Below are 14,718 nucleotides of genomic sequence, written 5' to 3' on the forward strand. Positions count from 1 at the left end.
GTTGTAGTTTATTCGGGGACGGCCGTCCCGAGGCCGAGCCTGGAGTTTCGCAGCTCCGCGTTCAGGAGAAGCGTCGATTCCGGAACGTCAAGCTTCGCGGTCAGCTCCGGCCTGTAATTGCCGGCAGGCTTGCCGCTCCACGGTCGCAGCTGCCGCGCCGCTTCCCGGATCTCGGCGACGTCCGCGTACGCGGCGAATCCTTGACTGTCCATCCATTCGTCGTTAAACAGCGTTTGAACGTAACGGTCTCCTCCGTCCGAGACCATGCACACGACGCGCTGCCCGGGCTTCAGCTCCTGGGCGATCTTAAGCGCGACCAGAGCGCAGGCCCCGCTCGAAGGTCCCATCAGGATACCTTCGTTGCGGGCGAACGCTCTCGCCGAGAGAAAAGCCTGCTCGTCGGCCACCTTGTAGACGCTGTCCACGTCTTCGACATTCAGATTGTCCGGCGTCCAGCTGAGCCCGATTCCGGGAATGCGGTAAGCCTCCGCGTCCCCTCCGAAGATCGTGGAGCCGACGGCATCGACGCCGACGACCTGCGCCTCGGGCACATAGGTTTTCAAATACCGCGAAATTCCGCCCAGCTGTCCGCCCGTGCTCACCGCGGTCACGAAAGCGGCCAGCCGGCCGGAGCAAGCCTCCACAATCTCGCGGGCCGTCGTGCGAAAATGCGCCTCGCTGTTCAGCAGGTTAAAGCATTGGTCCGGCCGGTAGCTATTCTCGATTTCCCTGGCCAGCCGATTGGCCAGCGAGATTCTCGTCTTGTGATAGCTGCCGGAATCGTCCTGCTCCGTCACGACGATCACTTCCGCGCCGAAGCCCTTCAGCAGCGCGAGATTGGCGCTTGTCGTCTTGGGATCGACCAGGATGACCACCCGGTAGCCTTTGGCGGCCCCGATCATCGCCAGCGAAATGCCGAAATTGCCGCTGGACGACTCGATAATCGTGCCTCCGGGCTTCAACCAGCCTCTGCGCTCGGCTTCTTCGACGATGAACAGCGCGGCTCGATCCTTGATGCTGCCGCCCGGATTGTAACGCTCGTATTTGAATAAAAGCTGACCCTCGTCCGCTCGATTGCTGTTAGGAGATGTGAGAAGTGGAGTGTTGCCGACGGTTTCCAAAATATTGGCGATCACGATCATCCTTCCCTTCCTTTAGACAAGACCGTCCTCCATATCGCCGGCGCATTTGAGCAGCAATTGGGTGTGCGGCTGACGGCTTTCGTGAAGCCGTCCGCTCTCCTGCTTCCGCTCTCCGAAGCTCCCGTTGCTCATCACCGCGATATGGTGACAGAACGCGCGCAGCACCCGAATGTCATGCGAAATCATCAGAATGGAAAAGCCGAATTGCCTCTGCAGACGCTGCAGCAGCTCCAAAATCTGCGCCTGGACGCTCATGTCCAGCGCGGACACCGCTTCGTCGCAGATGAGAATGTCCGGCCTCAGCACCAGCGCCCGGGCAATCGCGATGCGCTGGCATTGGCCCGTGCTGAGCTGCGGAGGCCGCCTCGTCAGCGCTTCGTCGGCAATGCCCACTTCGTGCAGGTAATACGCGGCGAGCGCCTCCCGCTCCTCCTTGCCGCCGATCCGCAAATATTGCAGCGGCTCCTGCACGAGCTGGAGCGCGGTGCGCCCCGGATTCAGGCTCGCCCGGGCATCCTGGAAGACGAGCTGGATCCGCTTGCTTGTCTCGCGCCTGGCCTTCCCCTTCAAATGCCCGATGTCCGCTCCCCGAAGCAAAATACGCCCTTCGCTAGGCCGCTCCAGACCGGCGACGCACTTGGCCAGCGTGGACTTGCCGCAGCCGCTCTGTCCCAGAATGCCGAGAATTTCCCGCTCGTTCAACGTCAAGTCTACCTGCCGCAGCACGCGTTTTTTTCCGCCGAACGTTTTGCTTAGCCGGACAATTTCCAGCACGGGTTTTCCGGCTGCAGGCGGCAAACCGCGCGCCGGCCTGGCAATCCGGTTTCGCGCCGCGAGCAGCTCGCGCGTGTAGGCGGACCCCGGCCTGGTCAACACGGTCCTCGTCTCCCCTTCCTCTTCAATAACCCCCTTGTTCAGAACGATGACCCGATTGCCGACGGCATTGGCGACCGCAATGTCGTGGGTGATCAGCAGCACGGTCAAGCCCATCTCCCGCTGCAGCTTCCGCAGCAGATCCAGCACTTCTTTCTGGCTTACGGTATCGAGCGCAGACGTCGGTTCGTCCGCGACGAGCACGGCAGGCTCGAGACACAGCGCCAAAGCCAGGCAAATCCGTTGGCACATCCCCCCGCTCAATTGGAACGGATAGCACTCCAGAATGTGCCGGACGTCTTTGAAATTCAGCCTCTCCAGCATGGCGACGCTGATCGCTGCCGCTCCCTCCGCGGAGGCCAAGCCGTGATAGAGCAGGCTTTCCTTGAAATGATCCTTGATTTTCATAACGGGATTAAGCGCCGATTGGGCGTCCTGGAAAAGCATCGCGATGCCTCTCCCGCGAATTCGCTCCCAGGGAATCCCGGGCTTGCCCAAGTCGGGAATCCGCTCGGCGCCGACCCGCAAGGAACCTCCTCCTATGCGGGCCGACGGGGGCAGCATGCCGGTAACGGCTTTGGCGATCGTCGATTTCCCCGACCCGCTCTCCCCCAGCAGAACGAGAATCTCGCCTTTTCCCAGCTTGAAATCCAGCGAATTCAGAACGGTCGTTCTTCGTCCGTTCTGCTCGTAGGCGACCTGCAAGCCTTTCACTTCCAATGCCTCGGCACGATTATCGGACGACATGTCGGGCCTCCTATAGCTCCAGTTTTTCATAAGGGTCCAGCCGGTCGCGCAGCCCTTCCCCGATCAGGTTAAAGGCCAGTACGGTCGCGACGATAAAAGCCGCCGGGCCGATCAGAATATGCGGCGCCTGGAAGAAATGGGCGCGGCCGTCCGCCAGCATGCTGCCCCATTCGGGTGCAGGCGGCTGCGCGCCCAGTCCGAGGAAGGACAGCGCCGCGATGGACAGAATGAGCGTACCCAGCTCGAAGGTGGCCAGAATCAGCACCGGGCTGATCGCTTTGGGAAGCAGCTCCTTGCGCATAATCGCCAGATTCGAGGCGCCCAACACTTTCGCCGCCGCATAAGACGTTTCGTTCTTGGCGTGCAGCACGACGCTGCGGGTCAGACGGGCGAAGCTCACCCACCATACCGATACGACGGCCAGCAGCAAATGAACCAGCCCCGTGCCGAACAGTCCGGCGATGACCATGGCGAACACCATGAAGGGAAAGGCCAGCAGCACGTCGATGATTCGCATCAGAATGTGGTCGAGCGCCGAGCCGTGAAACATCCCAGCCGCCATGCCGACCAGCAGCCCGATCGCCAAAGCCGCGCACAACGCCAGCAGCGACGACAGCAGCGTCGTCTGCCCGCCGTGCAGCGTGCGGGACAGAATATCCCGGCCGAAGCGATCCGTGCCCAGCCAATGCTTCTCGCTCGGCTTCTCCAGACGCTCGGCCGCGTTTTGCGCCACGGGGTCGTAAGGAGCCAGCAAAGGCGCGCCAAGGATGGCAATCGCGAGGATCGCCAGCACGACAAGGCCGATAATCAGGCTTGCCGGATTTTTGGAATTAAGCCTTCTCTTCACGGCCTGCCTCCCCTTTGTGATGGATTCGCGGGTCAAGCGCGCTGTAAACGACATCCACAAGAAAATGAATCAGAACGACCATCAATACCGCCACGAGCGCGTAGCCCTGGATGACCGGATAATCTTTGACCAGAATGCTGTCCAGGGCATACTTGCCGATGCCCGGCCAGGAGAAAATGCTTTCGATGACGACGGCTCCGCCGATCAAGCCGGCGAAGCTCAGCGCTACCATCGTGACTAGAGGAATGAGCGCGTTCCTGGCGGCATGCCGGACGACGCGCTTGCGGTCCAGTCCCCGCGACTGGGCGGACGACACATAGATTTTGCCGAATTCGGTCAACAGATTGGCTCTCATGATACGAACGAGCTGCGGAGCGCCGAGAACGCCCAAGGTGAGCGCCGGCAGCCACAGCCTGGCCGCGCTGAAGTCGCTGCTGATTTCGTAGACGCCGTATTTCACGGCGAACAGGGCCAGCGCGACCAGGCCGACGACAAAAGCCGGCGTGGACGCCAGCGCGACGCAAGCGACGCGAATGAGCTGGTCGGCCAGCTTGCCCGACCGGAGCGCCGCGACCATTCCGAAGATCAGTCCCAGCGCGATCTGGACGAGCAGCGCCGACAGCGACAGTGTAACGGTAGCTGGCAGCCTGGCCGCGATCTCCGAGCCGACCTGCTTGCCGGTAAAGATCGACGTGCCCAGATCCCCTTGCGCCAGCCGGCCCAGCCACGTAACATACTGCACGGCGATGTTTCGATCCAGCCCCAATTCCGCGCGCAGCTCCGCCACCTTCTCGTCGTAGGCACTCGTTCCCTGCGCTGCGATTTCGCCGGGATGCCCCAGCATCAGCCGCACCGGGTCGCCCGGAGCCAGACGGATCAGGGCGAAAATGATCAGCGTGGCAAAAAACAGCGTAAGCAGCGCCTCCAGCAGTTTGCGCAATAGCACGGTATGCATGGCGGTCGATTATTGGGCTGTCAGCGTCAAGTTCGCGTTCACGACGTTCTCGAACTGTCTGAAGTGCTCCTCGAAGCCTTGCAGCGAACCGCTCACCGCCGTCACCTGCGGACGCGGGAACAGGCTGATGACCGGCGCCTGCTGGGCGACCCGCTCGTTGATCTGCAGTGCCAGGTCATGTCTCGATTGCGGGTCTCCGGCCTTCTTCAGCTCCTCCAGAAGCCGGCTCGTTTCCTCGTCTTTGTAGCCGCCGTAGTTGGCTCCTCCATCGGACGAATACTGTCCCGACAGCACGGCGTATTCTTCGCCGAAGGTACTCCAGGCTTCTATGGAAGCGTCCCAGTCTCCGGACTCGCGAGCCGTCTCGATCAGGCTGTAGTCGCCGTGCTGCACTTCCGCCTTCACGCCGATTCGGGTCCATTGGCTTTGCAGCGCTTCTCCCAGCGCCTTGTCGCCGCCCCAGGTCATCAAGCGCACCGTTAACGGTTTTCCGTCCTTGTAGCGAATGCCGTCGGACTCCTTGAGCCAGCCCGCCTCGTCCAGAAGCCCGGCCGCTTTATCCGCATCGAACTGGCTGTATACCGCGTTTTTCGCCGCGGCGTAGGCCGGATTGCTGCCTAGCCAGGTCGTCACGGGCGTGCTCTGCCCTTCGGCGGCCAGAATGACCAGTTCGTCGCGATCCGCGCCCCAGGAGAGCGCCTGCCGGACGCGGACGTCCTGAAGCTGCGGCTGGCTCAAGTTCAGATAGATCGTCTGCGTCGAGGCGGCCGGAGCCGCGGACAGATACACTTCTTTATTATCCTTGAACTGGGTCAGACTGGAGACGGGCACGTTAAGCGTCACATGGCTGCGTCCGCTCAGGGCGGACAGCACCCTCGTCTGCTCGTCGCTGATTTCCTCGAACACGACGGTTGGAATCGTTGGCTTCCGTCCCCAATAATCTTCATTGATCGCCAAAACCATTTTCTGCTTCGGAGCGAACTCCGTCACTTTGTACATCCCGGTAAGATCCATCGTCGCGACATCCTCGTGGGAAGCCTCGTCGTTATGAATAATCGTCTGATAATAAGACAGATTCAGCGGTACGGGCAGATGCTCGCGATTGGTTCTCACCTGCAGCGTATAATCGTCGAGCTTGGTAATCGTTAGATCGTTCAGGAACGGCTGGGCCTGCAGGTCCAGCGATTTGGAACGCTCCAGCGAAGCGATGACTGCGTCCGCGTTAACCGCCTTGCCGCTCCAGAAGCGGACCTCCGGTCTCAGCTTGATCTCCCAGGTCGTCGGATCGACCTCTGTTGCGCTCTCCGCGAGGGACGGCTCGACTTCGCCGCCCGCATTTACCTTGAACAGCGCTTCCCCCGCTCCGATGTTTCTCAGATAGCTCGAGGTCAGCGGCTTGACCGGATCCAGACTGGCGTTGATTTCCTGGCCGATGACGACCAGCTCCTGCGGCTCTGCGCCGCTTGCCTGCGGACTGGGCGAGGCTTCGCTCTGCGTCGCGCTTCCGGCCGGAGACGAGCTCGCGGGCGAGCCGTTACCGGTATTCGAATTGCCGCCGCTGCAGCCGGCAACCGCCAAACTCAATCCTAATAGGACAACAGACCATAGCTTCCTCATTCTTGTCTCCACTCCATATCGATATCGATTTTCGTATCCGTCTTATATGACATCCGTTCCTGTCCGCCCGCTGCCGGCAACATAACAGTAGAGCGGCGTATCGGCCGCGCTGAACTGCGTAAAAGGAAACGGCTCCGCGACCAGCGCCGTCACGCCCTGCCCGACGAATCGGGCCGCGACCGCGCTTCCCGTCTGCGCGTAGACCGTCAGCGGAATGTCCTTCTCGCGCGCTCTCTCCACAATCCGGTCGAACGTGCCGTTGCTCAGCGTCATCGCCGTGCAGATGACGCTGTCCGCCCGGTGCAGCACCTTCTCCATATCCTTCTCGACCGGCACTCCCCCTTGCGTCCGCTCAAGCTGCAGATCGCAGGGCAGGCAAGTTCCCCCTCGCCGCACGATAGCTTCGACGAGCGGATTGACTACGCCGATCAGCGCCACCCGCTGCCCGGACCGAATGTCCGCCGTATCCGCGATAAGCGCGTCCCGAAGCTCGGCTTTCTGCAGCGGCGTGCCGGACGGAATCGTCGCTATCTGGCCGCAATGCTCCCGATGCGGATAGACGCAGCCGAGATAGGCGTCCATCGCCGCGATCTGCACCGGCAAGCTCTCGTCCCGCAGCGCCTCGTCAAGACTGCGCCCGGACCATTGCGCCGCCGCGCCGGCCGTTAATTGCTCGGCCGTATGCGAGCAAGCGCCGAAATAAGACTCTACCCGCAGCAGCAAATAATAGTTATGATACTTGACCGCGGAGGACGGAAACTGCGTCGTCTGATAGATCGAAGAGGCTCCGGTGATCGGCAAGGAATCGGGCCTCGGCCCCAGCTCTCCCCGCAGAATGGCTTCCTTCAAATCGGCGATCCCGCGCAGCGAAGGCGCACTCATCGGCTTCACCCCCGCTGCTCCGAAGGAGCGAAGCTCAGCGCGATCCGGCCAAGCGCTTCCTCTGCGTAGCGTCTGGCGTTAAGCCCCTCCGCGTCCTGCGCGACCACGTGTCCCAAGTAGCAGGCGTTGTCGATCGGAGGCTCAATCCGCTTGCCGGCGCAATCGTCCAGCTTGTAGCGGACGATGCGTTCGTCCGCTGCAAGCGTCTCGACTCCCCGAACGCTCTCGACGACGCCTCCTTGCGGCGGGACGAGAAACGAGACGGCCGCGCTGGAGACGCCGCGATCCCCGGAAGCGACGACCGGCCGCATGCCGAGAGACAGGTCCACGAACGCGCGAAGCAGATCGATTCCCGTCACGCGCTCGATCAGCTCGACGATGTAATTTCCCGCCGTGCGCGGATTGATCTCGACGATGCGCGGTCCGTCCGCCGTCAGCTTCACCTCCGTGTGGGCGATGCCGTGATCGAACCCGACGGCCCGCAGCGCGTCGCGCACGAATTCCTCCGTCCGGGCGCGGGTCTCTTCCGTCAAGTCGGCCGGGAACATATGGCCGTTCTCGATAAAGTAAGGAGTGCCCGTCACCGACTTGTCCGTAATGCCCAGAATCTCGGTCTCCCCCTGATAGCTGACGCTTTCCACGCTGACCTCGTCGCCGGCCATATAAGCTTCGAGCAAATACGTCCGATCTCGCTCCTGTTCTCTGAAATTAAGCGGGAACGCTTCGAGCGCCTGGTAAGCCGCCTCCAGCTTGCTGTCGTTCGAGATCAAGCTGACGAACGCGCTGGACGCCAGATCCACCGGCTTCAGCACGAGCGGATAACCGATGGCGGCCGCAGCCTCTGCGACCTCCTCCCGCGATTGCGCCAGCCGGTATCCTGGATTGGCCAAGCCGGCCCGATCGAGCGCGAGGCGCATCAGATGCTTCTGCCGCACCGTCTTCACCTGAGCCGGGAACGGACAAGGAAGCCCGAACGCTTGCGCCACCTCTCTGACCGTCTCTATGTAGTAATCGCATACCGTAATGACGCCGTCGAAACGGTAAGGACGCAAAAACTCGATCAGCCCGGGAACGTCGTTCGTCTCCGTCACGAGAACCGAATCCGCATGGCGAAGCACCGGATGCTTCTCCGTGCTGTGAGCGCTTTGGTAATGCTCCGGCCTGCGGGCAACGAAGGTGTACGTATGTCCGAGCGACTTCAGGAGCGGGGGAAGCAGATTGCCGCTCGCCCCGACCCAGCTTTCGATCATTAGCAGATGTGCCACGTTGAATCTCCTTTATACGTAATTTTTACGATAATTGTCGATAGTGCAAATCCCGATTCGATCGCCGGACTACCAGCTTGCCTTTTTCACGCCGGGGATTTGTCCCCGATGAGCCAGCTCGCGGAATACGATACGCGATACCTTGAACTTGCTCAAGTATCCCCTCGGCCTTCCCGTCACTTCGCAGCGGTTGTGGAGCCGGGTCGGCGAAGCGTCCCGAGGCAGCTTGCTCAAGCCTTCGTAATCCTTGTTCTCCTTAAGCTGCCTTCTGAGTTCCGCATACCGGGCAACAGTAGCCTGCCTTTTCAATTCCCGGATCACTTTCGACTTTTTAGCCATAGCAACCTCACCTCTAATTCGTAATAATTACATTTAATATAACAATAGGCTCCTTGATTGTAAAGATGACCTCGTATTTTATTTCAACGGGACCGCGGCCATAAACGTTGGCTATCCCGTCCTGCCGCTAATCCCGGCCTACTTTGTACAGGTTGTCGCAGATGCGGTTCAGGAGAGCGGCCTCGTGACTGACCACGATGACGCCTATATTTCTGCTCCTGCATATCCGGAGAAACGCGTTCCAGATTTTCGCTTGCGTAATGGCATCCAGCATCGTCGTCATTTCGTCGGCGATAATGTACTTCGCAGCCGGATTAAGCGCCCGAACGATGCAGAACCGCTGCAGCTGCCCGCCCGACAGCTCCAACGGCCAGCGCTTCAGCCATTCGTCCCGAATTTCAAAGGCGTCCAGAATGTCTTGGGAAGGCGTGTATGATTCCGTCAAAACATCCTCCATGCGCCACTTGGGGTTGATCGCTTTCTCCGGGTGCTGATAGATGAGCTGCACCGGGCGAAAAGCGTTCCGCTTCAGCTCGCCCCCTCCTACCGTCACGCGACCGTTCCGAGGCTTGATGTATCCTGCGAGTATTCTGGACAGCGTCGTTTTGCCGCAGCCGCTGTACCCGGATAATCCGAGCACTTCGCCGGGCGCCACGGATAGATGGATATCCTTAAAAATCCAACGCTCCTTTTGATAGTAGTAGCCCAGATTTTCTCCGATCAGCGGCAATGCGAACCTCCTCCTTTCCTTGAAGCTCCAAATCAAAATCGTTGTCAGGCAGCGCCCGCCAGAGCCTTCGGGTAAACTCCGTCCGCAATTGCCGGCCTGCGCCTTCGAATGCCGCCGCCTCGGAGATTTCCACCGTTCTGCCTTCTTCGATTACGGCAACCCGATCGGCGATTTCCAAGGCGGACATAAGATCGTGGGTAATCAGCATGACTCCCGCTCCTTCGCTCGCCAACTGCTTCAATTGCTTCAGGATTTCGGCCAACGCTTCCGGATGGATGCCGGGCGTCGGTTCATCCGCAATGACCAGCCGCACGCCCTCGCGCACGCTGGTGGCGAACAGCACCCGGCGAAGCATTCCTCCCGACAGCTCATACGGGAACAACCTCCCGTCGCTCGCTTTTAATCCGTATCGTTGAAACAAAGCTTGCTGTACGCTAGGCGCATCCGCTCCCAGGCCGATCCGGACTTGCTTTCCCACCCGCATCAGCGGATCGAGATAATTGACCGACTGGGGGATAAAGGAAATTTCCCGGCCTCTCAGACGCGCCTTTCGCTCTTCGGTCAGAGGTTCGCCGCGGTACGCGATGTTCCCCCCGCAGACGGCGTTACCGGGCAAAATGCCCAGCACGGCATGGGCCAGCAAGCTTTTGCCCGAGCCGCTGGACCCGACGACAGCCACGATTTCTCCCTCTCTAATTTCCACGTTCAGATCGGAGATCGGATGGATCACCCTTTTTTTCGTACCCTTAAAGTATTGGGAGAAGCCGATCGACAGGTGTTCTACTTGCAGCAGCGCGTCGCTCATGGTATCCCCCTCCTATTCATGCGAGCTGGCAGGCTCCAGCAAAATGCGGATCCGCTCGCCGATGCTGTCGAAGCTTTTGATGACGACGACCAGCAGCAGCCCCGGAAACACGACCAGCCACCATTTTCCCGTAGAAATATGACTCATCGCCTCGGACAGAATGATGCCGATAGCCGGCGTTTGCGGAGACAGTCCGAATCCCAAAAAAGTCAGCGCCGCTTCATGCAGAATGACGTGCGGAAACATCAGCAGAAACCCGATCAGAATTTGCGGGAAAATCGCCGGCCAGATGTGCCTGCGGGCAATGTACCAGGCGGACTTCCCGCAGCTTCTGGAAATTTGAATATACTCGGCGTTTTTGACCTGCAAAACCTCGGAGCGCACGACTCTCGCAAGCGCGGTCCAGTGAGTCAGCGAGATGCCCAGCACGATTCCGTAGATTCCCCCGCCCGCGATGAAGCAGATCAAAATCATGAATACAAGATGAGGCATGCCGATGAACAGATCGATAATCCACGAAATGACCGCGTCCGCCGCTTTGCCGAAAACGGCTGCGCACGTTCCCATCACGATCGCGACGACTACGCTGATGACCGAGGCCAAAGCCCCGACCGACAAGGATAATCGCAGCCCCTTGATCGTCCGGGTGAACATATCTCTGCCGAGCCAGTCCGTGCCGAACGGGTGCTCCCAGCTCGGCGGCAGGTTTCTGGCCACGCTCAGGCGAAGATTGTCGTTGCTCAGCCAGAAGCCGAGAAAGAGAAGAAGCAATAGAAATGCGGCGGAAGACGCCGCCAGCAGCAGCATCGTTTTCCGGACGTTCCATCCTTCCTGTACGCTCAACATGCTAGACCGCTCCCTTCATCCGCGGATCCACGACCTTGTTTAAAATATCCGCGATCAAATTCCCGGCAAACACGAACAAGGAACTGACCAGAATGATCCCGACCATCAGCGGCAAATCGCCCTTCAAGCCGGCTGTCGTCAACGTGCTTCCGAGCCCCGGATAGGCAAACACCTGCTCCGCGAGCATGGAACCGCCGAACAGCTCGCCGAAATAAGCGAATTGCAGGGAGATGGCCGGCAGGATGGAGTTGCGGAAGCCGTGGTTTTTGAAAATCTGCCATTTGCTCTCCCCTCTGGCCTTCGCAAAAACGATGTATTCCGAGTTCAGAATGTCGATCATTTTCTCCCTTGTGTGCATTGCCACATTGGCGACTCCCAGAATGCTGAGCGTCAGCGCCGGCAGCGCGAAATGATGCACCCTGTCTATAAATCTTACTTCGCTCTCCAGCACCCCGGCCGGAACCGCCAAGCCTACGGGAAACCATTTGAGCCAGACGGCAAACACGATCAACAAGATGAGACCCATCCAGAAAATCGGCGTGGACACGAGCGTATAGCTGTACCATTTGATGATTCTGTCAATGAGCTTGCCCCTGTGGACGGCGGCGATTACGCCAAGACTGTATCCGATCCCCCCGGACAGCAGCCATGCCGCCCCCATCAGCGCCAGCGAAGTCAGAAACCGGCTTTGGATAATGTCGAGCACGGGGCTGCGGTATAGCAGGGAGGTGCCGAAGTTGCCTTGCAGCAGCGAGCCGGCCCAGGAAAGGTATTGCTCAACGGGGCTCTTGTCCACGCCCCAATATTGCTTGAACTTCTCGATCTGCTCAGGCGACGCGGAGGTGTCCCCGCCGATATAGGCATTGACCGGGTCCATCGGGGATAGGTGGATCAAGGAAAAGGTTAGAATAGACAGTCCGATCAGCAAAGTCGCCACTCGAACCAAACGAATTGCAATGCTTTTGGCCACTATGGCCCCCCTTTCCGCACAGGAAAGGGAGTTTCGGAAGCGGAGGCTTCCTGCAACTCCCTCTTTCCCGGCTATCATGAATGAATCAGTTGTCCCAGGTCCATTCCGTTATGTTGCCGAACAGCGCCCATTCGTGACCGTGAGTGTGGACGGGCTGCTTGCCCAGGTTCAGCTTTTCATTGGCCAGGTACAGATGATCCACGCGGACAAGCCAGACGATCGGCGCATCCCCGATGCCGCTGAAGCCGGTGTGGCCGTCCCACTGGGCAAGCTTCCAGTATTTGTTCGCTTCCTCCTGGGTCGTGGCCGTAAGCGCCTTGTCCAAATACTCGTCCACCTTCGGATTTCGGTAATTGGACATATTGTGGTAGCTGGTATCGATCACTTTGGAGGAATTCATCGTATACAATTGATGCGGATGATGCCTGCCTCCTCCCCAGGCGACGGCCGCGGTTTTGCCTTTCACGTAGATCTCGTCCCAGGTCGCTCCGATCAAGTTGATCTTGATGCCCAATTCGCTTGCCTGGTCGGCGACGGCCAGCGAAAGATCGGTGCGAAGCTGGTCGCTGGAGCTGAAGAACATATTGAACTCGGCTTTGCGTCCGTTCTTGTCCACAATGCTGTCTTGGTCCGAATCGCTCCAGCCTCCGTCGGTCAGGATCTTCTTCGCCCCTTCGATATCGCCGTCGTCAACGATCGTTTCCTCGTTAAACCAGGGCATGTTGTCGCACAGACAGTACGCCTTCTGACCGTATCCTCCGATCGCCACGTCCAGCAGCTTCTGGCGGTCCAGCCCGATATTGAGCGCCTGGCGAATGGCAAGATCGGACGTCACGTCGTTGCCGACCTCCACGTCTTTGTCGTTCGTCTTGCCCTTGGCCCCGCTCGGAACGGCCGGCAGCATGATGCCGCGGGAATCTATGCTCTCGAAGGCGCGCAGCGTCATTCCTTCCACCTTCTGCTCCGCGAACGTAGGCGGGACGTAGACGATATCGGCCTGCCCGGCCTTGGCGGCCGCCAGAGCGGCGTCCTCCGCGAGCAGCAGCAGGGTCAGCTTTTTGAACTGGGGCGCCGTGCCGTACCAGTACGGATTGTATTCCATAATAATCTGCTGTCCGTCATTGTACTGAACGACTTTATAGGGTCCCGAGCCTATCGGGTTTTGAGAGTAATTGTCGTCGTAATGCGCCTTGGGTACAATTCCGATCTCCGTCAGCTGGCTGACGAAGGTGGAACGCGGTTCATGAAGCGTAATGACAATCGTGTTGCCTTCCGCGATCCCGATCGATTCGACGAAGGACAAATCGAATTTGATGCCGTCTTCCTTAAGCATTTCGTATGTAAATTTGACATCCTCCGCCGTTACTTGCTCTCCGTTGGAGAACTTGACGTCATCCCTCAGCGGGAAAGTCCACGTCAAGGCGTCGTCGCTGACCGTATAAGATTTGGCCAGGTCCCCGATAAAGTTAAGCTCCGAATCGATCGTAAGCAGCGAGCTGTGAGTCAGGCGAATCTGCGCATGAGTTCCCCAGCCCTTCTTCGGGTCGAACATGCCGACGTCGGTTTTGCCTACCGCCAGTATAAGTTCGTCTTTAACTGCGTTTGGGCTTTGCGAGTCTGACGGACTTTGCGAGGAGGACGCGCTTTCCTTCGTCGGAGAACTCGATGTGCAGCCCGCGAGAAGCATAACCGCCGACAAAGCCAGGATAAAGTACGATAAAGCTCGTTTGGGGATGAAGCCTCTTTCTTTTGGCAGCATGGTAACCTCCACAATTTTATTGTAATAATTACTATTAACAGATTGTAATTATAACGATTAACTTTGTCAATGAATACTTCTCTTCACTGTTCGGCGAATATCCTCCTGGATGCGAAGCGCAAGCGGCCAACACCGCGCAGCCCCATTCCTTAACAAGACTTAAGATCTGCCGGAGCCCGGGTTATGCTATATTTACGTAGGAAAGCACTATGAACATGCAGGTGATGGGAAATGTCTTCGAGTACGACGATCTTGTTGGTGGACGACGAGAAAGAAATCATTAAGCTGATGGAGATCTATCTCCTTAACGAAGGGTACAAGCTGCTTAAGGCGGGAGACGGCCTGGAGGCGCTGGAGCTGATGTCCGCCAATCCGGTGGACCTGGTCGTCCTGGACGTGATGATGCCGCATCTGAACGGGATCGAGACGTGCATCAAAATCCGCGAGCAGTATGACGTGCCGATCATTTTCCTGTCCGCCAAAAGCCAGGACATCGATAAAATATCCGGCCTCAGCATCGGGGCGGACGACTATGTGACGAAGCCGTTTAATCCTCTGGAGCTGATGGCGCGCGTGAAGTCCCAGCTGCGTCGCTACGACCGGTTCAAGCGCCAGCTCCACAACGACGGCAGCGTCGTCGAGATCGACGATCTGGTTATCAACTTCATCAATTATACGGTCATGGTGGACGGCAAGGAGGTCAAGCTGACTCCGCGCGAATTCGCCATCCTGCGGCTGCTGGCCGTCAATCGCGGCGCGGTGCTGAGCATGGACGCGATCTACGAGAAAGCGTGGAACGAGCCTTTTATGGAGTCGAAAAACACGGTGATGGTCCATATTCGCAAAATCCGCGAGAAAATCGAGAAAGACCCGCAAAATCCCCGGATTATTAAAACGGTATGGGGCATCGGCTACAAAATGGAATCGGCCACGTGAGGGGG

14 protein-coding genes are annotated in these 14,718 nt (G+C 58.9%); 1 reads left to right on the forward strand and 13 read right to left on the reverse strand.

All coding sequences use genetic code 11. The features are described 5' to 3' along the window. Positions 1-8: 8 nt before the first annotated feature. From B0G52_RS28095 to B0G52_RS28155, 13 genes are all read right to left on the reverse strand, one after another. Positions 9-1,142: a PLP-dependent cysteine synthase family protein gene (locus B0G52_RS28095; protein ID WP_094049536.1), complete on the reverse strand. Its 1,134-nt coding sequence runs from the start codon at positions 1,140-1,142 to the stop codon at positions 9-11. A 12-nt stretch (positions 1,143-1,154) separates the two neighbouring features. Beyond that, positions 1,155-2,762 carry a nickel ABC transporter ATP-binding protein NikE gene (nikE, locus tag B0G52_RS28100; protein WP_094049538.1) on the reverse strand — a complete coding sequence of 536 codons (1,608 nt, stop codon included), beginning with the start codon at positions 2,760-2,762 and terminating at the stop codon, positions 1,155-1,157. A gap of 10 nt (positions 2,763-2,772) precedes the next feature. Continuing rightward, positions 2,773-3,609 (reverse strand): ABC transporter permease, encoded by an 837-nt coding sequence (locus B0G52_RS28105; RefSeq protein WP_198960743.1) that lies wholly within the window; start codon positions 3,607-3,609, stop codon positions 2,773-2,775. Next, positions 3,593-4,564 (reverse strand): ABC transporter permease, encoded by a 972-nt coding sequence (locus B0G52_RS28110; protein WP_094049542.1) that lies wholly within the window; start codon positions 4,562-4,564, stop codon positions 3,593-3,595. Before B0G52_RS28110 ends, B0G52_RS28105 begins: the two co-directional genes overlap by 17 nt. A 9-nt stretch (positions 4,565-4,573) precedes the next feature. Beyond that, on the reverse strand, positions 4,574-6,181 hold the full coding sequence (locus tag B0G52_RS28115) for an ABC transporter substrate-binding protein (protein WP_094049544.1): 1,608 nt from the start codon (positions 6,179-6,181) through the stop codon (positions 4,574-4,576). Between the two features lie 42 nt (positions 6,182-6,223). After that, the gene (locus B0G52_RS28120) at positions 6,224-7,063 is read right to left on the reverse strand and encodes a Rossmann-like domain-containing protein (protein WP_094049603.1); all 840 of its coding nucleotides are present in this window, start codon (positions 7,061-7,063) and stop codon (positions 6,224-6,226) included. 5 nt (positions 7,064-7,068) lie between these two features. Further along, positions 7,069-8,328: an ATP-grasp domain-containing protein gene (locus B0G52_RS28125; RefSeq protein ID WP_094049546.1), complete on the reverse strand. Its 1,260-nt coding sequence runs from the start codon at positions 8,326-8,328 to the stop codon at positions 7,069-7,071. 69 nt (positions 8,329-8,397) lie between these two features. Then, the gene (rpsN, locus tag B0G52_RS28130) at positions 8,398-8,667 is read right to left on the reverse strand and encodes a 30S ribosomal protein S14 (RefSeq protein WP_094049548.1); all 270 of its coding nucleotides are present in this window, start codon (positions 8,665-8,667) and stop codon (positions 8,398-8,400) included. Positions 8,668-8,794: 127 nt separating this feature from the next. Next, positions 8,795-9,397: an ABC transporter ATP-binding protein gene (locus tag B0G52_RS28135; RefSeq protein ID WP_094049550.1), complete on the reverse strand. Its 603-nt coding sequence runs from the start codon at positions 9,395-9,397 to the stop codon at positions 8,795-8,797. Continuing rightward, a complete protein-coding gene (locus tag B0G52_RS28140) occupies positions 9,339-10,202 on the reverse strand; it encodes an ATP-binding cassette domain-containing protein (RefSeq protein ID WP_094049552.1) in 864 nt (287 codons plus the stop codon). Before B0G52_RS28140 ends, B0G52_RS28135 begins: the two co-directional genes overlap by 59 nt. A 12-nt stretch (positions 10,203-10,214) precedes the next feature. Next, complete coding sequence (locus tag B0G52_RS28145; RefSeq protein WP_094049554.1) at positions 10,215-11,048, reverse strand: ABC transporter permease; 834 nt, start codon at positions 11,046-11,048, stop codon at positions 10,215-10,217. A gap of 1 nt (position 11,049) precedes the next feature. Further along, entirely contained in the window at positions 11,050-12,018 is a 969-nt protein-coding gene (locus B0G52_RS28150; RefSeq protein ID WP_094049557.1) for an ABC transporter permease, read from the reverse strand. 85 nt (positions 12,019-12,103) lie between these two features. After that, entirely contained in the window at positions 12,104-13,777 is a 1,674-nt protein-coding gene (locus B0G52_RS28155; RefSeq protein WP_094049559.1) for an ABC transporter substrate-binding protein, read from the reverse strand. A 231-nt stretch (positions 13,778-14,008) separates the two neighbouring features. Between B0G52_RS28155 and B0G52_RS28160 the strand changes: the two genes are divergently transcribed. Continuing rightward, positions 14,009-14,713, forward strand: a complete 705-nt coding sequence (locus B0G52_RS28160) for a response regulator transcription factor (RefSeq protein ID WP_094049561.1) — start codon at positions 14,009-14,011, stop codon at positions 14,711-14,713. Positions 14,714-14,718 lie beyond the last annotated feature (5 nt).

The organism is Cohnella sp. SGD-V74 (genome assembly GCF_003001675.1).
Lineage (GTDB): Bacteria > Bacillota > Bacilli > Paenibacillales > Paenibacillaceae > Cohnella.

Coding starts and splice junctions, on each gene's coding strand:
- B0G52_RS28095 (WP_094049536.1), bottom strand. CDS start 1,142: ATGATCGTGATCGCCAATATTTTGGAAACCGTCGGCAACACTCCACTT.
- nikE (WP_094049538.1), bottom strand. CDS start 2,762: ATGTCGTCCGATAATCGTGCCGAGGCATTGGAAGTGAAAGGCTTGCAG.
- B0G52_RS28110 (WP_094049542.1), bottom strand. CDS start 4,564: ATGCATACCGTGCTATTGCGCAAACTGCTGGAGGCGCTGCTTACGCTG.
- B0G52_RS28115 (WP_094049544.1), bottom strand. CDS start 6,181: ATGAGGAAGCTATGGTCTGTTGTCCTATTAGGATTGAGTTTGGCGGTT.
- B0G52_RS28120 (WP_094049603.1), bottom strand. CDS start 7,063: ATGAGTGCGCCTTCGCTGCGCGGGATCGCCGATTTGAAGGAAGCCATT.
- rpsN (WP_094049548.1), bottom strand. CDS start 8,667: ATGGCTAAAAAGTCGAAAGTGATCCGGGAATTGAAAAGGCAGGCTACT.
- B0G52_RS28140 (WP_094049552.1), bottom strand. CDS start 10,202: ATGAGCGACGCGCTGCTGCAAGTAGAACACCTGTCGATCGGCTTCTCC.
- B0G52_RS28145 (WP_094049554.1), bottom strand. CDS start 11,048: ATGTTGAGCGTACAGGAAGGATGGAACGTCCGGAAAACGATGCTGCTG.
- B0G52_RS28155 (WP_094049559.1), bottom strand. CDS start 13,777: ATGCTGCCAAAAGAAAGAGGCTTCATCCCCAAACGAGCTTTATCGTAC.
- B0G52_RS28160 (WP_094049561.1), top strand. CDS start 14,009: ATGTCTTCGAGTACGACGATCTTGTTGGTGGACGACGAGAAAGAAATC.